Origin of the sequence: Nocardioides sp. W7 (genome assembly GCF_022919075.1) — a bacterium.
GTDB lineage: Bacteria > Actinomycetota > Actinomycetes > Propionibacteriales > Nocardioidaceae > Nocardioides.
The window spans coordinates 1342701-1363639 of sequence record NZ_CP095078.1 but is presented as its reverse complement, the minus strand read 5'-3'; the positions used below and the strand labels follow the sequence as shown (position 1 = coordinate 1363639).

The window sequence follows — 20939 nt, the reverse complement described above, 5'->3', positions numbered from 1 at the left end:
TTCGCCACTGGTCTAGCCCTCCCGTACCAAGTCCACCAGGATGGTCTCGGGCGCTCGCCCGCGCCCCCAGCATGGCCCAGTCCCGTGCCTTCCCCCCTGGAGTTTCTATGCCCGCGTTGCCCCGCGCCCTCCGCCCCCTCCTCTTCCTGCTGGCGATCGTGCTCGCCGTCCCCACCACGGCCCTGATGGGGGCTCCGCCCGCGCACGCCGATCCTGTCCCCCTCGACGGTGTCGTCCACCACACCGACGGCGGCGGACTAGAGGGTGTGACGGTCGAGGTGTACGACGCGGGCGGCACCCTGCAGGCCGACCTCGGGACCGAGACCGACGAGGACGGTGGCTACGAGCTCGACCTCGACGACGGCTCCTACCGCCTGCGCTACACCCTCGCCGGCCACGCACCCGGCTGGTACGGCGGCGCCGAGCCGGACTCGGTCGTGGTGGACGGCGGCGCCGTCACCGTCGACGGTCAGGCGATCGAGGACCTGGGTGTCGTGACCCTGCTGTCCACGGATCTCCACACCATCACCGGCGTCGTGACCGGCCCGGGCGGCGCCCCCGCCCCCGCGAACGTGGCGGTCGAGGCGTACGGCGACGACGACGAGCTCGCCGCTCGTGACTCCGAGCTGACCGACGGCGTCTACGAGTTCGCCCTGCCCGAGGGTGACTACCGCCTGCGGATCGACGCGCCGGCCGGGTACGCCGACCCGTGGTACCCCGACATCGAGACGGTCCTGACCGTGACGCGCGGCGGCGCCGTCGAGATCGACGGCGCACCCCAGCCGTGCACCCTGCCGGCCGGCCGTCAGGTCTGCACCGTCGCCCTCACCCAGCTCTCCGGCAGCGAGACCTGGTCGATCACCGGCCGGGTGGACGACGCCCTCGGCGCCGGGGTCGGCGACGTCCGGGTGACGGCCGCGAACACGGCCGGCGGCACGCAGCCCGCGCCGGTCCGGACGACCGCCGGGGCGGACGCCGCAACCGGCACGTTCACGATCACCGGCGCCCGCGCGGGCACCTACGAGCTCACCGTCGACGACACCGCGGCGTCGCCGGAGTTCAAGCAGCTCAAGACCCTGGTCACCGTCGCGGACGACGGCATCCTCAGCACCGCGGACGGCACCGTCTCCAGCCTCGACCTGGACCTGGTCGGCGTGGACCACCCGGTCGGCGGCACCGTCACCGTCCAGGGCGCCGGCGCACCGGCCGGGGTCGTCGACGTCTGGGCGTACGACGCCGCCGGCGGCGAGCTGCCCGACCCGAGCGACGAGCCGATCGTCAAGCGCGAGACCTCGGCCGGCTCGAGCGCCTTCGAGCTGCCGCTGCCCGTCGGGCGCTACTACCTCTACTTCTTCGACGAGGACACCACCAACCCGCAGTACGACGACGCGTTCCTCGGCGGCGCGAGCACTCCGACCGTCGTGACCGTCAGCCGCGGCGGCGGATTCGAGCCCGCGCCGATCACCGCGCAGATCAGCGTGGCCTCAGGCGGGCCCGCCGACGTACGCGGTCTGGTGACCGACGCCCTGGGGAAGCCGATCGAGGGCGTCCAGGTGCGCGCGCTCACCGGCGGCGGGGTGGCCGACGAGGGCGTGACCTCGGCGCTCGGCAGCTACGAGCTGACGCTGACCCCGGACATCCCCTACACGCTGAGCTTCGGCAAGGGCGAGGACTTCCCGACCGCGTCGTACAAGGCCGACCCGGACAACGCCGGCCCCTCCGTGATCACCGTGACGACCGACGGTCGCGTCCGCGTCGACAACGGCGATCCGACGGCATCCCTGCCGACCATGGAGCTGCCCAGCAAGCCGTACCTGCTGAGCGGCAGCCTGGCGGTCGCGGGCCAGCCGAGCGGCACCGCTCCGACGGGGGTGACCGTCGTGGCCTACGACCCCGACGCGCTCGACACCCCGCTGGTCCCCGCGGTCACCCCGTCCGGCACCGGCTACACCATCGGGCTGCCGATCGGCGGTCCCTACCTGCTCCAGTTCAAGAGCGCCGGCTACAACGACCAGTGGTACGGCGGGGCCACCGCCTCCACCGCGACCAGGCTGACCATCAACCAGGGCGGCTCCGTCACCTACGGCGACGACCCCCTCCCCCGGGGCAGGAACCTCAGCCTCACCACGCTGACCCCGCGCAGCTCGACCAGCACGACCAACCTGTTCGGCACCGTCGTCGACGCGGCCGACGAGGGCCTGGGCGGGATCACGGTCACCGCCGAGCCCCAGGGCGGCAGCGGGACGGAGAAGTCGGTGCTGACCGGGACCGACGGCAAGTTCGACCTCGACGTCCTCAACGGCCGGTACCGGATCAAGCTGACGACCCCCGGCTTCACGCAGGACACCTTCGACCCCGTCAGCTACTACCTCGACCCCGGCACCGAGCCCGCAGTGCCCGCCGACTACCAGGTCACCGACGGCACCGTCACGCTGGTCGTCGCCCCCGGTGACGACCCCGTCGCGGCCAATCCCAACATCGGCGAGCGCGCCCTCCTCGGCAAGAAGACCTTCCCCCTCGGGGGCAGCGTCACGAGCGATGCGTCCCCGCCGGCGAACCTGGCCGGCATCACCGTCCGGGCGCTCTCGAAGGTCGACGGCGACGCCCGCACGGTGACGCCCGCGGTCACCGGCTCCGGCGGCACGTTCAGCCTGGCGCTGCCCGTCGGCACCTACGAGATCGAGTACGTCGACCTCGACAACACCGCGCCGCTCTACCTGACCACCAAGTACGGCGGGAAGGACACGCCCAAGATCGTCCGCGTCGGCACGTCAGCGACCCGCGACGTGACCGTCGACAACGTCCCGGTCACCAACCTCCCGACCTTGCCGATGACCCGCTCGACGGGCACGGAGACGTTCGACATCGTCGGCACGGTCAGCGACGACACCGTCGAGCTCGACGGGGTCGTCGTGCGGGCCGATCCAATCAACGGCACCCCGGCCGATCGCCAACGGTCGATCGCCTCGGGCCCGGACAAGGTGATCGGCGCGGGCTCGCTCGGCGCGCACGGCGTCTACCGGCTGCCGGTGCTGCCCGGCACCTACTGGCTGAACTTCAGCAAGCCGCTCTACGCGCCGACGTACCTGATCGACGACGAGACCGAGCAGAACGTCGCTGTCGTGGTGACCGCCGGCGGTGACGTGCAGATCGCGGGCCGGACGGTCGAGACGATCGAGGAGGTGATGCTCGCCCGCGCCGAGCTCATCGTCGCGACCGCACCGAAGGTAGTGGGCAAGGTCGCCGTGGGCAAGGTCGTGACCGCCTCGTTCGGGTCGTGGCGGCGCCCCGAGGGCGGTGGCGCCTTCACCCCCGACACGGACTACGCCTCCGTCGAGTGGTTCATCGACGGCAAGGCCGCTGACGACTACAGCACCGGCTCCGTCGGGCAGCGCTTCAAGGTCCCGGCGGTCGCCGGCGGCCGGAAGCTGAGCTTCAGGGTCACGGTCGACGACCCCAACGAGGACCTGTTCCGCGTGGAGACGACCGGCACCAGCAGGCCGGTCGCGGTGCCGAAGGCCAAGCCCAAGCTGGTCGCGAGCTACAAGAAGGGCAAGCTCACGGTCGTGGTCAAGGTCGCGGGCCTGAAGAAGCCGGTCGGCTCCTTCGTCGTCCTGGACGGGCGGAAGAAGGTCGGCAAGGCCGCCCTGAAGGCCAAGAGCAAGGGCAAGGCCGTCATCAAGCTCAAGAAGCTCAAGAAGGGCAAGCACACGCTGACGATCAGCTACGGCGGCAGCAAGAACCTCGCCAAGGCGAAGGTGAAGATCAAGATCAAGGTCTGAGTCCGCGGGGCCTGTGGATGACCTCCACGGGCCGGGGGCGGTGCGTGCCACGGTGGCACGCACCGTCCCCGACCTCGGAGGTCCCCGTGCACGACTGGTTCGATCCCGACCCCTACCCCCGCTCCAGCATCGACCTCGCCGACCGCGTCACCCACCTCGTCTTCGTCGGCGGTCGCCTCGTCGACACCTGGCACGAGCGCGCCGCCAACACCGAGTGGGCGGCGTACGTCGATCGCCCGGCGCCGCCTCCCCCGCCGCCCCCGCCGCCCGCGCCGCCTCACGACGTGCAGGTGCTCGACTGGCTCGCCGAGGTCTGCGGCGGGCCGGCGGCCCTCGACGCGCTCGATGCGGAGCCGCTGACCGACGACGCCACCGACCTCCCGTCGGACTACCCGGATCAGGAGTCACGCGAGCGCCTGGAGGCCACGGCGACGCTCCTCGACATCGTGGCCGACCGGTGGTTCGACCCCGAGACCGCCCACGCCTTCCGGAACGCCCTGCTCGCCCTGTGGGTCGAGGAACCGGCCCGGGTCACCCAGTCCAGGTCCGCGGCCCTGCTGGCCGGCGGCGTCTGCTGGACGGTCGGCAAGGCCAACGGGCTCTTCCACCCCAGCGGCTCGCGCCGGGTCGGCACGGTCCAGGACACCCTCGGCCTGCCCGGCTCGCTGTCGACGCCAGGCCGAGAGGTCTCCGGTGCCCTGCGCGGGTTCCGCGGCCACTCCTCCCAGCCTCGACCGACAGGAGTGCCCGACCTGCTGCCGCTCTGGCGCTCCGACGTGCTGCTCGGGGCCACCCGCGAGCAGCTGGTGCGGCTGCGCGACCGGGCCCGCGCCGCCGAGTCAGCAGAAGCGGGTGGGCCGAGTCAGCAGAAGTAGTGGGCCGAGTCAGCACCAGTAGTGCTGACTCGGCGATCGGGAGCGGTCAGGCCGGCTCGAGGAAGCCCTGGGCGACCAGCTCGCGCACCACCGGGAGGTACGTCGTCCGGGTATCCGCGGCGTCCCGCTCCAGGAGCTGGGCCAGCGCGTCGAGGATCTGGCCGACTGCGAGCTCGCCGTCACAGGCGCCCACCAGCGCCGCCTCCACGGTGTCGGCCTGCCGCGCGCGGCGCAGCCCGCGCTGCTGGCGGAGGACGACGGCCTCGGGATCCTCGGCCCCGGGCGCGCCGACGGTCTCCTGGCGCACGTCGGTGCGGACGCTCAGGCGGGAGTCGAGCCCGACCCCGTCGGCCAGCGCGTCCACCGCGTCGCCCCAGGCGCCGATGGCCGGGGCGATGGGCTGCTCGACGTCGTAGGGCCAGTCGAGCAGCTCGCGGGCCGGCGTACCGGCCTCGGGACGCTTGCGCAGGTTGACCCAGCCGAACCCGATCGCCTCGATCCCCTGCTCGTCGAACCACGACAGCCAGGTGTCGTAGCGGTGCGCGTAGTCGGGCCCGCCGTGGTGGCCGGCGTCCTTGAGCCACAGCTCGACGTACTGGGCGGGGTCGACGACCTCGCGCTGGACGACGAGCGCGTCGCAGTCGTCGGCGAGCCAGCCGGCCAGCCGCTCGTCCCAGGGCCGGTCCCGCTCGATCACCCAGTTGGCGAGCACCTGGCACCAGCCGCCGGGGGTGAGGTGGTCCGGCGCGGCCCGGACGATGTCCTCGACGACGCGGTCGCCCGGCAGGCCGGAGTCTCGGTAGACGAGCCGCTCGCCCGTCGCCGGGGAGATCACGAACGGCGGGTTGGTGGCGATCAGGTCGTACTGCTCGCCCCGGACCGGCTCGAAGAACGACCCGTCGCGCGCCTCGACCCGGTCCGCGACGTCGTTGAGGGCGGTGTTGAACCGGGTCATCCAGAGCGCCCGCGGATTGACGTCGGTGGCGACCACCGAGATGCTGTGCCTGGCCAGGTGGAGCGCCTGGACGCCACAGCCGGTGCCGAGGTCGAGCGCGCGGGCGACGGGGTCGCGCAGGGTCAGCTGGGCCAGCGACGTCGAGGCCGAGCTGATCCCGAGCACGTGCTGCGGGCCGACCCGCTGCGGTCCGCCGTCGAGGCCGGGGGTCAGGTCGCTGACCACCCACAGGTCCTCACCGGCGGTGTCGGTCGCATAGGGGCGTACGTCGAGCCGCGCGGCGACCTCGCCCACCGATTGCTCGAGGATCCCCTCGTTCGCCAGCCGGTCGACCAGGCCGGGCAGCGCGGCCTCGGCCTGGGCCGCCGGCACCGGGTGCTGGAGCAGGAACAGCCGGACCAGGGTCTCCAGCGGCGAGCCGCCGCCGGTCCGGCGTACCCCGGGCCGGGTCTCGTTGCGGGCGAGCGCGCCGTGGGCCAGCGGGCCCAGCAGCTCGGCGACGGCGTCGTAGGTGAAGGTCGCGGTCGTCAGGGCGTCGCGCAGGCGGTGCGGAAGGTCGCTCACCGGAGCAGCCTAGTGTCGACGCACGACGCCCACCCGGGGCGTCCGGGTGGGCGTCGTGTGGGGCGCGTTGCTACATCTGCGCCGTGGGCGTCGGGTCGACCTGCGTGGTCGGCGGCACCGCCGGCGGTGCGGGCGGCACGTCGTCGCCGAGCGTGACCGCGCGCTGCTTGGAGATGTAGACGGCCCCGGCGATGATCGCCAACGCCACCAGCGCGATCAGGCTGCGGACGAGGTCGTTCTGGTCGTCGCCGACGCTCAGCGAGACGACCGCGCTGGCGATCAGCAGCGAGACCAGGTTCATCACCTTGATCAGCGGGTTGATCGCCGGACCGGCGGTGTCCTTGAACGGGTCGCCGACGGTGTCGCCGATGACCGTCGCCTCGTGGGCGGGCGAGCCCTTGCCCCCGTGGTTGCCGTCCTCGACCAGCTTCTTGGCGTTGTCCCACGCACCACCGGCGTTGGCCAGGAAGACCGCCATCAGGGTGCCGGTGCCGATCGCTCCGGCCAGGAAGCCCGCGAGGGCCGTCACGCCGAGGCCGAAGCCGACCGCGACCGGGGCCAGCACGGCCAGGATGCCCGGCGTGATCAGCTCGCGCAGCGAGTCCTTGGTGACGATGTCGACGACCTTGCCGTACTCCGGACGGCCGGTGCCCTCCATGATCCCGGGGATCTCGCGGAACTGGCGGCGTACCTCGTAGACCACCGCGCCCGCCGCCCGGGCGACGGCGTTGATCGCCAGGCCCGAGAAGAGGAACACCACGGCCGCACCGAGGAGGACGCCGACGATGACCGCCGGGTTGAACACGCTGAAGTCGAGCAGGTAGGCCTCGTCCGCACCGACGTTGGCGTCGGCGAGCTCCTCGAAGACCGAGGTGGCGTACGACCCGAACAGCGCGGTGGCTGCGAGGACGGCGGTCGCGATCGCGATGCCCTTGGTGATCGCCTTCGTGGTGTTGCCGACCGCGTCGAGCTCGGTGAGGATCTGCGCGCCGGCGGGGCTGACGTCGCCCGACATCTCCGCGATGCCCTGGGCGTTGTCGGAGACCGGCCCGAAGGTGTCCATGGCGACGATCACGCCCACCGTGGTGAGCAGCCCGCAACCCGCCAGGGCGACCGCGAACAGGGAGACGGTCAGGGCCGCACCCCCGAGGAGGTAGGCCCCGAACACCGCGGCCCCGATCACCAGGGTCGTGTAGACCGCCGACTCGAACCCGACCGAGAGGCCGGACAGGATGACCGTGGCCGCGCCGGTGAGCGAGGTCTTGCCGACGTCCTTGACGGGCTTGTACTCGGTGCCGGTGTAGTAGCCGGTGAGGGCCAGGATGCCCGCGGACATCACGATGCCGATCACGACCGCGGCGGCCGCGATGAAGCGCGGGTCGCCGTCGGCGCCGGCGAGCTCGGGAGCGATGTTGTCGAACTCGGCAAAGCTGCCCGGGAGGTAGACGTAGGCCAGCACCACGCTGGCCACCGCCGCGATGGCCGAGGACAGGTAGAAGGACCGGTTGATGGTCGTCAGGCCGTTCTCGCCCGCCTTGGGCCGGGTGAGGTAGACACCCGCCACGGCCGTCAGGGCGCCGATCGCGGGGATCAGCAGCGGGAAGACCAGGCCGGCGTCGCCGAAGGCCTGCGAGCCGAGGATCAGCGCCGCGACCAGGGTGACGGCGTACGACTCGAAGAGGTCCGCGGCCATGCCGGCGCAGTCGCCGACGTTGTCACCGACGTTGTCGGCGATGGTGGCGGCGTTGCGCGGGTCGTCCTCGGGGATGTTGTTCTCGACCTTGCCGACCAGGTCGGCGCCGACGTCGGCGGCCTTGGTGAAGATGCCGCCGCCGACTCGCATGAACATCGCGAGCAGGGCCGCGCCGAAGCCGAAGCCCTCGAGCACGTGGGGCGCCTCGTCCTGGAAGAACAGCACCACGAGGCTGGCGCCGAGCAGGCCCAGGCCGACGGTGAGCATGCCGACCATCGCCCCGGTCCGCAGGCCGATCCTCATGGCGGGCTCGCGCCCCGTGGTCTCCGCCGCGGCGGCGACCCGGAGGTTCGCGCGGACGGCGAGGTTCATGCCGAGGTAGCCGACGGTCGCGGAGAAGCCCGCGCCCACGATGAAGAACACCGAGCGGAAGATCCGCACCATGGCGTCGTCGGCCGGGAGCACTAGGAGCGCGAAGAACGCCATCCCGGCGAAGATCGCCAGCGTCCGGAACTGGCGGGTCAGGTAGGCGTTCGCGCCCTCCTGCACCGCCTGGGCGATGGCCTTCATGTTGTCGGTGCCTTCACCGGCGGCTAGGACCTCCTGGCGGAACATCGCAGCCATGGCGAGCGCGCCGAGCGCGATCAGGGCGACGACGATGACCAGGACGAGATTGCCGCCGGAGACTTCCACGACAGCGGGTGCGATCCCCGTCATGTGTTTCCTCCTGCAGTAGCTGGTGGAGTGACTCAGGTCTGAGAACGTGCCGGAGTCTACGCAGACGAGATCTACGTCACGCGGTTATGTGTGACCGACGCCACATGGCGCGTCGCGGTCGTCGTCTCCGAATCCCCGATCCGGGGCGGGTACGACGACGCGCCCCGTCGTCCGAGAACGGACGGCCGGGGCGCTGTGTGGCGGGTGCGCGGGATCCCGCGCGGCCGGGTCAGCTGCTGGCGAGGGCGGCGTCGGCGGAGTCGTGGATCACGAACACCTTCGCGAGGCCGGTGATGCGGAAGATCTTGAGGAGCCGGTCCTGGGTGCACACCAGGTGCAGCGAGCCGTCGTGGGCACGGACCTTCTTCAGCCCGCCGACCAGCACGCCGAGCCCGGTGGAGTCGAGGAACTCGACGGCTTCCATGTCGATCACGATGTCGTAGACACCGGCGGCGACGAGCTCGGTGATCTTGTCGCGCAGCTTGGGCGCGGTGTAGACGTCGATCTCGCCACCGACGGCAACGATGGTCTTCCCATCGACGTCGCGCGTTGCAAGAGTGAGGTCCACGTGTACTCCCCTGGAGGATTTTTCCGACCGGCGCCCGAGTCCGGGACGACACGCGCCCGACACCCGGCCTGGACAATGAAACCATGCCGAACGCTCGCGCGCACAAAGAAGTAAACAGTGCGGGACAACCGAAGGTCACGGTGACCCCGGGCTGTCGGTGCCGTTTGTCAGGATCGGGAGCGTGACGACGACGACCATCCCCCGCAGCAGCCCAGCGCTCCCGGGTCTGGTCGAGCGACTCGCCGCCCGCCCCGGACGCGAGGACAGACTCACCCACGTCGAGGTGCTTCCGGCCCGTTCCGGTGTCCGCACCGACTGGCCGGCGTGGGCCGCTCCCGACGTCGTCGAGGCCTTCCAACGACGTGGCATCACCAGCCCGTGGCGTCACCAGGCCGTGGCCGCCGACGCCGCGCACGCGGGTCAGCACGTGGTGCTCGCCACGGGCACCGCCTCCGGCAAGTCCCTGGCCTACCAGCTGCCCGCCCTGTCCCGGGTCCGCGGCAGCCGGGGCGCCCGCGGTCAGCGCGGGGCCACCGTCCTCTACGTCGCGCCAACCAAGGCGCTCGCTCAGGACCAGCTGACCTCGCTCTCGGGTCTCGGGCTCGACGTCCGGGTCACCACCCATGACGGCGACAGCTCCCGCGACCAGCGCGACTGGTCGCGCGACCACGCCGAGTACGTCCTGACCAACCCCGACATGCTGCACCGCTCCCTACTGCCCGGACACGCCCGCTGGTCGGCGTTCCTCGGCTCCCTGAGCTACGTCGTGGTCGACGAGTGCCATCACTATCGAGGAGTGTTCGGCGCCCACGTCTCCCACGTGCTGCGCCGGCTGCGGCGCGTCTGCGCGTCGTACGGCGCCCATCCGACGTTCGTGCTCGCCTCCGCGACCGTGGCCGAGCCGGAGGTCGCCGCCGGCCGGCTGACCGGACTCGACGTCCTCGCCGTCACCGGCGACGACTCCCCGCGCGGCCAGGTGTCGCTGGCGCTGTGGGAGCCGCCGTTCACCGCGCACACCGGTGAGAACGGCGCGCCGGTGCGCCGGGCCGCGTCCTCGGAGACCGCCGACCTGCTCACCGACCTGGTGCTGGAGGGGGTGCGCACCCTCGCCTTCGTCCGCTCGCGGCGCGGTGTCGAGCACGTGGCCGCGACGACGGCCGAGCTGCTCGCCGAGGTCGACTCGTCCCTGCCGGGGCGGGTGGCCGCCTACCGCGGCGGCTACCTCCCCGAGGAGCGGCGGGCGATCGAGGCCGCACTGCGCCGCGGCGACCTGCTCGGCCTCGCGGCCACCAACGCCCTCGAGCTCGGCATCGACGTCGCCGGCCTCGACGCGGTGTTGTTGGCGGGCTTCCCCGGCACCCGCGCCGCGATGTGGCAGCAGCTCGGCCGAGCAGGTCGCGACGGCCAGGACGCTCTCGGGGTGCTCGTCGCCCGCGACGACCCGCTCGACACCTACCTGGTCCACCACCCGGAGGCGCTGCTCGGCCAGCCGGTCGAGGCCACCGTCTTCGACCCCGCCAACCCCTACGTCCTCGGCCCGCACCTGTGCGCCGCGGCCCAGGAGGCGCCGCTCACCGAGGCCGACCTGCCGCTCTTCGGACCAGGCGCCCGCGAGGTGCTCGACAGCCTCACCGAAGCCGGGCTGCTGCGGCGCCGCCCGCGCGGCTGGTTCTGGACCGACCGGCGCCGAGCCGCGGACCTGGCCGACATCCGTTCCGCCGGCGGGTCGCCGGTCCAGCTCGTCGAGGCGGGCACCGGTCGGGTGATCGGCACGGTCGACGCTGCCAGCGCCCACTCCACCGCGCACGCCGGCGCGGTCTACGTCCACCGCGGCGAGACCTGGCTGGTCGACTCGCTCGACCTCGACGAGCACGTGGCCGAGATCCGGCGCGCCGACCCCGACTACTCGACGTCGGCCCGCGAGGTCACCGAGATCACCATCGTCGGCGAGCGCGAGCACCGCGACTGGGGAGGCTGTCGACTCTCGTTCGGCGACGTCGACGTCAGTCACCAGGTGGTGTCGTTCCTCAAGCGCCGCCAACCCAGCGGCGAGGTGGTCGCCGAGGAGCCGCTCGACCTGCCCGTGCGGACCCTGCGCACCGCATCGGTGTGGTGGACCGTGCCCGATCACGTCCTCGCCGAGAGTGGCCTGGCGGCCGCCGACCTGCCCGGCTCGGCCCACGCCGCCGAGCACTGCTCGATCGGCCTGCTGCCGCTCTTCGCGACCTGTGACCGCTGGGACATCGGTGGCGTCTCGACCGCGGTCCACCCCGACACCGGTGTGCTCACCGTCTTCGTCTACGACGGCCACCCCGGCGGTGCCGGCTTCGCCGAGCGCGGCTTCCGGGCGGCCCGTGCCTGGTTGTCGGCCACCCGCGAGGCGATCGCCTCGTGCGCCTGCCTGGAGGGCTGTCCGTCGTGCATCCAGTCGCCGAAGTGCGGCAACCAGAACAACCCCCTCGACAAGGCCGGCGCGGCGGCCCTTCTGGACGTCCTGCTCCTGGGTGCTCCGGCGGAGGCCGCGGAGCAGTAGCCTCGGCCCATGCTGCTTCTGGGTCTCCTCCTCATCGGCGCCGGCGCGCTGGTCATCGTGTCCGCCGTGTTCACCGCCGAGCTCGACGGGACCGCTCTCGAGGTGGTGGGCATCGGAGTCAGCCCGCTCGGGCTCTTCCTGCTCGGCGTCGGCGCCGGCCTGGCGGTCCTGTGGGGCTTCGGGATCTTGAAGTACGGCACCAAGCGCACCCTGCGCCAGCGGCGCGAGTCCAAGAAGCTCGAGGAGCTCTCGGAGAAGCTCGAGGTCGCCGACCGCGAGCGGCACCGCGACAACGACGACGCCGACCACGACCGGCGCTGACCGACCCTCACTGACGGCCCACGCCTCAGCCGGGCCCGGCCCGCGCCTCGGCCTCCGGGTCGACGTCGAGCACTCGCCAGCGCGGACCGGCCACCCGCACGGTCACCCGTGCCTCCGGTCCGTTGAGCGCGCACCGGGTGAGCTCGGCGTCGTTGGCGTCGGCCACCGAGGCCGCCGCCCCGCAGCCGTCACCGCCGTCGGCCAGCGCGGTGGCCGCGGCGAGAGCCGCGAGATCGGCCGCCGACTGTGCCGCCCGGTGCGCCACCACGACGGCGGCGACGGCGCCCAGCGCGGCCCCCAGGAGCAGCAGCACCCCGAGGAGGGCCACCGCCGGCACGGTCGCCGAGCCCCGGTCCTCGTCGATCACGGCGTCCTCGCCTCCCCCTCCGCTGCGGCGACCGCCGCGGCCCGGACGGTGACTCCCGGCAGGAAGCCGAACAGGCCGCCCGGTCCGCGCACCTCCCCCGACGCGACCGCCCGGACCCGGTCGCCGGACCGGCTCAGAGTGACGGTGGCGCCCGCCGGGGCCACCTGCTGCCCGCGCGCCACCGCATCCCCGTCCGCTTCCCCGCGGGCCGCGGCCCGCGCCGACTCCCGCGCGGCGTCGACGACCCGGACCTGAGCGGCCCCGACCGCGAGCAGCCAGACCAGCCCGATGGTCACCGCCACCAGGATCGGCAGCACCATCGCCAGCTCGGCCGTGGCGGCCCCCCGGTCGGTACGGCGGGGGCGGCGGGGGCGGGTCATCAGATGCCCAGCAGGTCGAGCACGTGGTCGAAGAGCGTCGAGAGCAGCTCGTTGCCGAAGCCGCCGGTGAGCATCTTGTAGAGCAGCCCCGCGAGACCCGCGCCCGCGGCCGTGCCGACGGCGTACTCGGCGGTGGTGATCCCGCGCTCCTCGCGCCCGCCGCAGCCGGTCTCCTGGGCCTGGTCGTCGGACTGGTTCTGCAGCTCGTCACGCATGAGGTCTCCTCCTCGTCGTGGCCGCGGGTGCGGCCGGTGCACCGAGCCTGCGGCGCCGGACGGACCGTCCGCTGCCCCCGAGCGCGGTCCTGTGGAAGGCGGTGTCGGGCCGTGTCCGGTGGACGGCTCGTGGCCCAGGGCGTCCCTCACAGAGCGACCGTCCCGAGCAGCCCGGCGACCAGCGGGACGATCCCGATGAGCACGAACGCCGGGAGCAGGCAGAGCCCGAGCGGCAGCGCAGCCTTGACGCCCACGGCCCGGGCCCGGTCCTCGACCTCGGCGCGGGCGCCGGTGGCGAGATCGTCGGCGAGGCGTTCCACGGAGCGGACGACCGGAGCACCGGTGGCCTGGGCGCGGGCCAGGGCCCGGCCGAGTGGCCCGAGGGCGTCGTCGTCCGCGAGCTGCTCCCAGACCCGGACCGGGTCCGCCCCGAGAGCCAGCCGGGCAGCGACGGGAGCCAACCGGTCGGCGGCCGCGCCCGGGAGCGCGTCACAGACGACTCCGACCGCCTCACCGGTGGCGGCACCTGCTCGGAGGGCGGAGGCCAACAGGCCGACCACGTGTGGGAGGTCGGCGCGGGTCTGGTCACGGCGCCGCCGCACCGACGGGGGCTCAGCCCGGCCGATCACGAACCACACGACCACCCCGGCACCGGCACCGGCCGCCGGCCCGACCGGTCCGCCGACGAAGACCGCACCGGCCATCCCGGCGAGCAGGCACCACAGCAGGCGGAAGCGCAGCATCCATCCCGGACCGGAGACCACGGCCGCGGGCAGCGGGCCGGACGAGCTGGACGGGCCGTCGCGCAGCCGCGGGCGGCCGGGCACCAGGAGTGCCGCCGCGAGCGCGGCGGCGACGGCGGCGAGGACGACCAGGCCGATCACGGGCTCACCCGGCCCGGTCGACGTCGCGGGCCAGGGCCTCGATCCAGGCGAGACCGACCATCCCGAAGCCGAGCCCGCCGGCGAGACAGGCCAGCCCCACCGGATGCCCGAGCAGGAACCCGATCGGGTCGCCACCGGCACCGGAGCCCATGAGCAGCGCGACGACCGGGAGGCCCGCGACGAGCCGGGCCGTGGCCCTGGCCGAGGCCAGCTCGCCCCGCACGACCCGCCGCGTCGCCTGGCCCGCGCGGAGCCGCTCGGCGACCCGGTCGACCGCCTCGGCGAGACCCTGGCCGGTGCGGTGCGAGACCTGCCAAGCGGCCGCCAGGTGGCGCAGGTCCGCCGCCCCCGGCCTGGTCGCGACCTCGCGCCACGCAGCGGGCACGTCGGCGCCGACGGCGAACGCCCGGGCCACCGGGTCCAGGTCCGACCAGCCCGAGGCCGCCCGGGTCAGTGCCGGCCCAGGCGGCTGGCCGACCGCGAGGTCCCCGGCCAGCTGCTCGCAGGTCTCCAGGACCCGGGCCGCCGTCCGCTCCGCCTCCAGCCGCGCCCACCGCTGGCGCCACAGGGCGGACCCGGCGAACCACCCGGCCGTGGCCACCCCGGCGATCACCAGCACCTGCGGCGAGGTGCCGGCCAGCAGCAGCGCCAGCGGGACCAGGCCCAGCGGGAGCAGGTGTCGGCCGAACGGGGGGCGCTCGGCCGAGCGTGGGAGCCGGACCGGGCGACCGACCACGAGAGCGGCGGCCAGCGCAGCCGCCAGGACGGCGAGCGCGGTCACGATGCGTCCGCCAGAGCGCGCTCGAGCCGGGCGGCCGCAGGCCCGGTCACCTCCCGGCCGTCCGGCTCGAACCGCACGGCCGTCTCCATCCGCACCAGGCCGGCATCGTCGCGGACCGGGACCGCGACCTCCCGCAGCCGCCGGACCCCGTCGCGGTCGCGGGCCAGGTGGAGCACCAGGTCGACGCCGGAGGCCAGTTGACTGTGCACGGCGTGCCGCCCGAGCCCGGCGGCCAGGGCGAGCGCCTCGACCCGGGCCGGCACGTCGGCGGCGGAGTTGGCGTGCAGTGTGCCGCACCCGCCCTCGTGGCCGGTGTTCAGCGCAGCGAGCAGGTCGACGACCTCCCCGCCCCGCACCTCGCCGACCACGAGCCGGTCCGGCCGCATCCGCAGCGCCTGCCGGACCAGGGTCCGGACGTCGATCGCGCCGGCGCCCTCGATGTTCGGCGGCCGGCCCTCCAGGCCGACGACGTGCGGATGGTCGGGCCGGAGCTCGGAGGCGTCCTCGACCAGCACCAGCCGCTCCTCGGGCGGGACCGTGGCGAGCAGCGCCGCCAGCAGCGTGGTCTTTCCGCTGCCGGTGCCCCCGCTGACCAGGAACGCCAGGCGGGCCGCCACCACGGCGGCGAGCAGCCGGGCCGCGCCCGGACCGAGCATCCCCGCACCGACCAGGCCGGTCATCGAGAACTGCCGCGCGCTCGGGACCCGCAGCGAGACGACGGTGCCCGGTCGCGCCACCGGGGCGAGCACGGCATGGAACCGGGTGCCGTCCGCGAGCCGCAGGTCGGCGTACGGCGTGGCGTCGTCGAGCCGGCGGCCGGCGGTGGCGGCCAGCCGCAGCGCCAGCCGCCGCACCGCCTCGTCGTCGCGGAACCGGACGTCGGTCAGCTCCAGCCCGTCGCCCCGGTCGAGGTGGACGGCGGCGGGCCCGTTGACCAGCACGTCGGTCACCCCCGGCAGCCGGAGCAGCGGCTCGAGCGGCCCCGCCCCCAGGACGTCGCGCCGGAGCGCGTCGTGCACGGCCAGGACGGTGGCGTCGCCGACCGGCCGGCCCGCCCGGCGCAGGGCCTCCGCGACCCGGTGCGGCGTGAGCTCTCCCGGTCTGCTGACGAGGTCGTCGCGGACCGCCTCGACGATCCCCGCCGGCAGCTCGGCGCTCACGCCGCCGCCCGAGTCAGCGCCATCCGGTCGAGGACCGCGCCCGCGCCGCGGCCCAGCGGCCCGCGCCACGAACGCACCGGCCCGAGCCCGAGGTCGATGGCCTCGTCGAGCCCGCGCTGGTGGCTCACCTGGGCCAGCACCGGCACGCCGGTCACCCGCGCGACCTGGGCGGGGTCGAGTCCGCTCCCGCGCACCACGAGACGTGCGCCGCCCCGGTCCGGGAGCCGGGCGCACACCCGGCCGGCCGACGCCACCCCGGCGACGGTCGGCGCGACCAGCACCAGGACCAGGTCGCACCGGGCCGCGATCTCGTCGACGATTGGGTCGCCGCTCCGGGGCAGGTCGACCACCACCGTGTCGTGACCGCGCTGAGCGGCCGAGAGCGCCTCGCGCACCGCGAACGCCTGGAGGGTGCCGCGGGTGCCGCGGGTGCCGGCGTCCCACGTCAGCGCGCCCACGCCGTCTCGGCGGGGCAACGCCTCTCGCAGCGATCGGGCGCTGAGTCGTCCGGTGGTCTGGCACAGCGCGTCCCACCGGATGCCGTCTCGACCCTCGAGACCCAGCACCCGGTCGATGCCGGGCCCGAGCGGGTCGGTGTCGACCACGACGGCCGGACCGGTCCGACCGGCCACCTGCCCGAGGGCGCAGGCGAAGGTGGTCGCTCCCACCCCACCGGAGCCGCCGACCACCCCGATGACCAGCCCTCGCGCGGGTCGCTCGTCGCCGAGGTCGGTGAGGGTCTCGACGAGCCAGGCGTCGGACCGCGGGAGGTCGGTGACGCTCTCGGCGCGCAGGTCGAGCGCGACCCGGAACAGCCCGTCGGGCGAGGTGCCCCAGGACATCAGGTGGACCCCGGCACGTCGTGGCGGGGCGAGCCGCGCCATCTCGCCGGCGAGGTCCGACCCGAGCAGCACGAGCGGGGCCGCGGTCCACGACCGCAGGGCGGCACCCGCGTCGGCCGCGACCTCGGGGGTGACGCCGGCGGCCGCCGCCAGCCGGAGCAGCTCGTCGAGCAGGGTCTCGTCGCGGGTGACGAAGAGGGGTGGGTTCATGGCCGAGACGTTCCCCTGCCGCGCCGACCGACCGGGCCCGCTGCGTCGGGACCTGGGGACGACCTGCGCCGGAGGGGCAGCTGTGGACGGTTCCTGGCCCGGTCCGCGGCCGAGGTCCCTACGATGGAGGGCATGACGGCTCCGACGCTGCGGCCCACCGCGGCGTTCTTCGACCTCGACAAGACGATCATCGCCAAGTCGAGCACCCTGGCGTTCAGCAAGCCATTCCAGGCCGGCGGGCTGATCTCGCGCCGGGCGGTGCTGCGCTCGGCGTACGCCCAGTTCGTCTACCTCGTCGGTGGGGCCGACCACGACCAGATGGAGAAGATGCGGCAGTTCATGTCGCAACTGTGCGCAGGCTGGGACGTCGCCACGGTCCGCGAGATCGTCGCCGACACCCTGCACAACATCGTCGACCCGCTGGTGTACGACGAGGCCGTCTCGCTGATCGAGGAGCACCGGCTGGCCGGCCGCGACGTCGTCGTCGTCTCGGCGAGCGGGGCCGAGGTCGTCGAGCCGATCGCGGAGATGCTCGGCGCGGACCTGGTGATCGCGACCCGCATGGAGATCGCCGACGGCCGGTACACCGGCGAGATCGCCTACTACGCGTACGCCGAGGAGAAGGCCCGCGCGGTCCGCGAGCTCGCGGAGCAGCGGGGCTACGACCTGGCCGAGAGCTACGCCTATAGCGACTCGGTCACCGACGCGCCGATGCTCGAGTCGGTCGGTCATCCGTTCGCCGTCAACCCCGACCGCGAGCTGCGCAAGATCGCCGCGAGCAGGGAGTGGCCCGTCCTCGTCTTCACCAGGCCGGTCACGCTGCGCAGCCGGGTGCTGCCCCCTGCCGTACCCACGCTGGCCGCCCTGGCCGTCGGTGGTGCCGTCGCGGTGGGCGGGGTGCTGTGGGCCAGTGCGCGCAAGCGCCGACCCGGCGCCTGACCAGCACCTCGGTGGGTCAGCCGGGCCGGTTCTCCTCGGGCTGACCCCTCCCCGTTATTGGGTAGAAAGTCAAGGGTTGTACGCCCGACTGAAGCGGCGTAGACAGGGAGTCAACAACTCCAGAGACGTACACGTGAACCGGGGTACCCACGCGGCGACCTACCCTTCCTTAGGGTGCTGACCGACTCGGATCTTCCGGTGGCAGCAGTTGGAACTTGCACGCTTGGTAGCCCGCGGTCTCACGTGTCAGGCGGTGGCGTCCGAGTCCTTGAGACCCGGGCGCCACCTGCATGTGGGGACGGTGCTTTTCCCCGAGAACCCCTACTCCAGAGCTCGGCGCAGCGGGCTCGCCTCCGCGGCGGCGGCGTACGCCTCGGCGGCGTAGAGCAGCCAGGCGTGTACGCCGGGCTGGGTGCCGGCGGCGTACCCCCGCAGGTTCGACTCGTACTCGGCCCGCAGCGCGAGGTGGGCCGCCTCCGGCACGATCAGCGACTTCTCGTCGACGCCGCGGGCGGCGAGCACCAGCCGCTCGGCCGCGCGCGCAACGATCCCGTTGTGGGAGGCGAACGGTGCCGCGCTGGCCAGGTCGGCGTGCACGACCGCGGCCAGCACCAGCGCGGGTGCCTCGGTGCGGGCCGTGACCAGCGCGGCGAGGTCGCGCAGCCGGTCGGCGGACGCGGCGTCGCGGGGACGGCCGAGCCGCTCGGGGTCCAGCGAGCCGGACGCGGCGACGGCGTGCAGCCGGGCGAGGGCCTGGAGCGGGGCGGTGCGCAGCGTCGGCACCAGCGCGAGCACCTCGGTCGAGAGTCGCACCGCGTCGCGCGCGACGTCGTCGCCCCCGCCCTCGCGGAGCTCGGCGAGCGAGGAGGTGGACCCCTCCAGTACGGCGCTCGCGTGCGCGCCGCGGAGCAGGGACTCGCCGGTCGTCTCGGGAGAGGTACGGCGCAGGCCGCGGTCGCGCAGCACCGCGTCGATGCCGTCGCGGGCGGCGGCGAACGCGCTCGGCACCCCTTCCAGGGCCACCAGCCAGGCCAGGGGATCGGCGGTCACGGAGCGGAGGCTACCGCGCCGATCCGACACCGGCCGACGCGCCCGGGTCCGGCCGCGGACACCGGGCGTGGAACCCACCCCAGTCCACCCTCTCCGGATAGCCTGGGGCAGATGAGTGACCTCCACGCCCGCTCCTTCGGCTCCGTGGCCGACGCCTACGACCGCGGTCGGCCGAGCTACCCCCGCGAGGCCGCCGCGTGGCTCACGGGCGAGCGGCCCGCGACGGTCCTCGAGCTCGGCGCCGGCACCGGGAAGCTCACCCGGCAGCTGGTCGAGCTCGGTCACGACGTGCACGCCACCGATCCCGACGAGGCGATGCTCGCCATCCTGCGCCGGGACCTGCCCGAGGTGCGCACGGCCGTCGGCGGTGCCGAGGAGATCGCCGCGCCGGACGCGTCGTACGACGTCGTGGCGAGCGCGCAGGCCTTCCACTGGTTCGACCTGGACCGGGCGCTGCCCGAGATCGCGCGGGTGCTGAAGCCGGGCGGGCGGATCGCGCTGGTCTGGAACGAGCGCGACGAGCGGATCCCGTGGGTGCGCAAGCTCGGCCGGATCATCGGCAGCCAGGACCAGGACACCGACCCGACGGAGCCGGTCTCGACCTGCGGCCACTTCGGGTTCGTCGAGGACGCCGCGTTCAAGCACTGGCAGGGCGTCGACCGCGAGTCCATCCTCGACCTGGTCCGCTCGCGCTCCCACGTCGCCGTCATGGACGAGGAGGCGCGGGCGGAGAAGCTCGCCGAGGTCCGTGCGTTCTACGCCGACTACGGCCGCGGCATGGACGGCATGCAGCTGCCGTACGTCGTGCGCTGCTTCCGCTCCGTGGTCAACGACAGCATCGTTCGGCACGCCGCCCCGGCACGGTCCGCCGACGAGCCGGGCGAGGACGCCACCCCGATGGAGACCACCTCCGACGGCACCGACACCGATCTGCTGTTGATCGACTTCAAGTGAGCCGGGTCACCCGTCCGTCATGATGACGACATGGGTCGCGCCTGGCGTCGTACGCACCTCGGCACCGAGTCCGACCGCGCCACCTTCCGGACGCTGCACACCGCGTCGCTGGCCAGCCCGGCGCTGCGGGAGGGACTGACGACCGCCAGCGCCGAGCGCTCGATCAAGCACCTGCGGGCGCTGCTCGGCACGCCCGCGCTCGCCCTGACCGACACCGCGGGCCCGCTGGCCTGGGACGGCACCGGACAGCACCACGAGCGGCAGTCGGCCGCGCTCACGGCGGCGACCCTGGAGGCCGGCGGCACCCGCAGCTTCGACCGGGTCGACCTGCACTGCGACGAGGCGGGCTGCCCGGTGCGCACCGGCATCGCCAGTCCGCTGGTCGTGGACGAGCGGGTCGTGGGAACGCTGCAGGCCTTCGCGCCGTACCCCACCGCCGGCCTCGCCCGCGCCACCGACGAGGTCGCCCAGTGGGTCTCGGGGCAGCTGGAACTCGCCGAGCTGGACGCCTCGCGGACCCGACTGATGGAGGCGGAGGTGCGGGCGCTGCGGGCGCAGATCAGCCCGCACTTCATCTACAACTCCCTCGGCGCGATCGCCAGCTTCGTGCGCACCGACCCCGACCGGGCGCGCGAGCTGCTGCTGGAGTTCGCCGACTTCACCCGCTACTCGTTCCGGCGGCACGGTGAGTTCACGACCCTGGCCGAGGAGCTGCGCTCCATCGAGCGCTACCTGCTGCTGGAGGAGGCCCGGTTCGGGGACCGGCTGCGGGTGACGCTGAACATCGCACCCGAGGTGCTCCCGGTGGCGGTGCCGTTCCTGTGCATCCAGCCGCTGGTGGAGAACGCCGTACGCCACGGGCTGGAGGGCCGCGGCGAGGGCGGCCACATCCGGATCAGCGCACGCGACCAGGGGCAGGAGGCGGTGATCGAGGTGGAGGACGACGGGATCGGCGAGGACCCGGAGAAGGTACGCCGCGCGCTCGCCGGCGACGCGGCCCTGGACTCGGTCGGCCTCGGGAACGTCGACGCCCGGCTGCGCAACGCCTACGGCGACGCGCACGGGCTCGTGGTCGAGACCGCACCGGGGGCCGGTACCCGGGTGATCGTGCGGGTGCCGAAGTTCGCGCCGGGGGTGCAGGTGTGACCG

Annotated in this window: 18 protein-coding genes; 7 read left to right on the top strand and 11 right to left on the bottom strand. The window is 73.8% G+C overall.

What is annotated here, in order from left to right; all coding sequences use genetic code 11:
* The first annotated feature begins 107 nt into the window (after nucleotides 1-107).
* Together MUB56_RS06460 and MUB56_RS06455 are read left to right on the top strand one after the other, a co-directional pair.
* On the top strand, nucleotides 108-3782 hold the full coding sequence (locus MUB56_RS06460) for a carboxypeptidase-like regulatory domain-containing protein (RefSeq protein ID WP_244931083.1): 3675 nt from the start codon (nucleotides 108-110) through the stop codon (nucleotides 3780-3782).
* 86 nt (nucleotides 3783-3868) lie between these two features.
* Nucleotides 3869-4657 (top strand): hypothetical protein, encoded by a 789-nt coding sequence (locus MUB56_RS06455; protein ID WP_244931082.1) that lies wholly within the window; start codon nucleotides 3869-3871, stop codon nucleotides 4655-4657.
* A gap of 46 nt (nucleotides 4658-4703) precedes the next feature.
* On the opposite strand, the gene MUB56_RS06450 is transcribed toward MUB56_RS06455, so the two are convergent.
* From MUB56_RS06450 to MUB56_RS06440, 3 genes are all read right to left on the bottom strand, one after another.
* Complete coding sequence (locus MUB56_RS06450; RefSeq protein WP_244931081.1) at nucleotides 4704-6176, bottom strand: methyltransferase; 1473 nt, start codon at nucleotides 6174-6176, stop codon at nucleotides 4704-4706.
* Nucleotides 6177-6246: 70 nt separating this feature from the next.
* On the bottom strand, nucleotides 6247-8586 hold the full coding sequence (locus MUB56_RS06445; RefSeq protein WP_244931080.1) for a sodium-translocating pyrophosphatase: 2340 nt from the start codon (nucleotides 8584-8586) through the stop codon (nucleotides 6247-6249).
* A 229-nt stretch (nucleotides 8587-8815) separates the two neighbouring features.
* Nucleotides 8816-9154, bottom strand: a complete 339-nt coding sequence (locus MUB56_RS06440; protein ID WP_090853966.1) for an anti-sigma factor antagonist — start codon at nucleotides 9152-9154, stop codon at nucleotides 8816-8818.
* A 181-nt stretch (nucleotides 9155-9335) separates the two neighbouring features.
* Here MUB56_RS06440 and MUB56_RS06435 point away from each other — a divergent pair, with 181 nt between their 5' ends.
* Both MUB56_RS06435 and MUB56_RS06430 read left to right on the top strand, forming a co-directional pair.
* Nucleotides 9336-11687, top strand: a complete 2352-nt coding sequence (locus MUB56_RS06435; RefSeq protein ID WP_244931079.1) for a DEAD/DEAH box helicase — start codon at nucleotides 9336-9338, stop codon at nucleotides 11685-11687.
* 9 nt (nucleotides 11688-11696) lie between these two features.
* Nucleotides 11697-12008: a hypothetical protein gene (locus MUB56_RS06430; RefSeq protein ID WP_244931078.1), complete on the top strand. Its 312-nt coding sequence runs from the start codon at nucleotides 11697-11699 to the stop codon at nucleotides 12006-12008.
* A 25-nt stretch (nucleotides 12009-12033) separates the two neighbouring features.
* Here the strand turns inward: MUB56_RS06430 and MUB56_RS06425 are convergent, their stop codons facing one another.
* From MUB56_RS06425 to ssd, 7 genes are all read right to left on the bottom strand, one after another.
* On the bottom strand, nucleotides 12034-12375 hold the full coding sequence (locus tag MUB56_RS06425) for an Rv3654c family TadE-like protein (protein WP_244931077.1): 342 nt from the start codon (nucleotides 12373-12375) through the stop codon (nucleotides 12034-12036).
* Complete coding sequence (locus tag MUB56_RS06420; protein WP_244931076.1) at nucleotides 12372-12755, bottom strand: TadE family type IV pilus minor pilin; 384 nt, start codon at nucleotides 12753-12755, stop codon at nucleotides 12372-12374. Before MUB56_RS06420 ends, MUB56_RS06425 begins: the two co-directional genes overlap by 4 nt.
* Nucleotides 12755-12970 (bottom strand): DUF4244 domain-containing protein, encoded by a 216-nt coding sequence (locus MUB56_RS06415; protein ID WP_244931075.1) that lies wholly within the window; start codon nucleotides 12968-12970, stop codon nucleotides 12755-12757. The genes MUB56_RS06420 and MUB56_RS06415 overlap by 1 nt, the downstream gene beginning before the upstream one ends.
* A gap of 146 nt (nucleotides 12971-13116) precedes the next feature.
* A complete protein-coding gene (locus MUB56_RS06410) occupies nucleotides 13117-13854 on the bottom strand; it encodes a type II secretion system F family protein (protein ID WP_244931074.1) in 738 nt (245 codons plus the stop codon).
* Nucleotides 13855-13858: 4 nt separating this feature from the next.
* On the bottom strand, nucleotides 13859-14635 hold the full coding sequence (locus tag MUB56_RS06405) for a type II secretion system F family protein (RefSeq protein WP_244931073.1): 777 nt from the start codon (nucleotides 14633-14635) through the stop codon (nucleotides 13859-13861).
* Nucleotides 14632-15795 carry a TadA family conjugal transfer-associated ATPase gene (locus MUB56_RS06400; protein ID WP_244931072.1) on the bottom strand — a complete coding sequence of 388 codons (1164 nt, stop codon included), beginning with the start codon at nucleotides 15793-15795 and terminating at the stop codon, nucleotides 14632-14634. Before MUB56_RS06400 ends, MUB56_RS06405 begins: the two co-directional genes overlap by 4 nt.
* Nucleotides 15792-16847 (bottom strand): septum site-determining protein Ssd, encoded by a 1056-nt coding sequence (ssd, locus tag MUB56_RS06395; RefSeq protein ID WP_244931071.1) that lies wholly within the window; start codon nucleotides 16845-16847, stop codon nucleotides 15792-15794. The genes MUB56_RS06400 and ssd overlap by 4 nt, the downstream gene beginning before the upstream one ends.
* A 132-nt stretch (nucleotides 16848-16979) precedes the next feature.
* Between ssd and MUB56_RS06390 the strand changes: the two genes are divergently transcribed.
* The gene (locus tag MUB56_RS06390) at nucleotides 16980-17786 is read left to right on the top strand and encodes an HAD family hydrolase (RefSeq protein ID WP_244931070.1); all 807 of its coding nucleotides are present in this window, start codon (nucleotides 16980-16982) and stop codon (nucleotides 17784-17786) included.
* Between the two features lie 321 nt (nucleotides 17787-18107).
* Here the strand turns inward: MUB56_RS06390 and MUB56_RS06385 are convergent, their stop codons facing one another.
* The gene (locus MUB56_RS06385) at nucleotides 18108-18836 is read right to left on the bottom strand and encodes an oxidoreductase (protein ID WP_244931069.1); all 729 of its coding nucleotides are present in this window, start codon (nucleotides 18834-18836) and stop codon (nucleotides 18108-18110) included.
* A gap of 111 nt (nucleotides 18837-18947) precedes the next feature.
* Between MUB56_RS06385 and MUB56_RS06380 the strand changes: the two genes are divergently transcribed.
* Both MUB56_RS06380 and MUB56_RS06375 read left to right on the top strand, forming a co-directional pair.
* Complete coding sequence (locus MUB56_RS06380) at nucleotides 18948-19790, top strand: class I SAM-dependent methyltransferase (RefSeq protein WP_244931068.1); 843 nt, start codon at nucleotides 18948-18950, stop codon at nucleotides 19788-19790.
* A 30-nt stretch (nucleotides 19791-19820) separates the two neighbouring features.
* Nucleotides 19821-20936, top strand: coding sequence for a histidine kinase (locus MUB56_RS06375; RefSeq protein ID WP_244931067.1), 1116 nt, complete (start codon nucleotides 19821-19823; stop codon nucleotides 20934-20936).
* The last annotated feature ends 3 nt before the right edge of the window (nucleotides 20937-20939 follow it).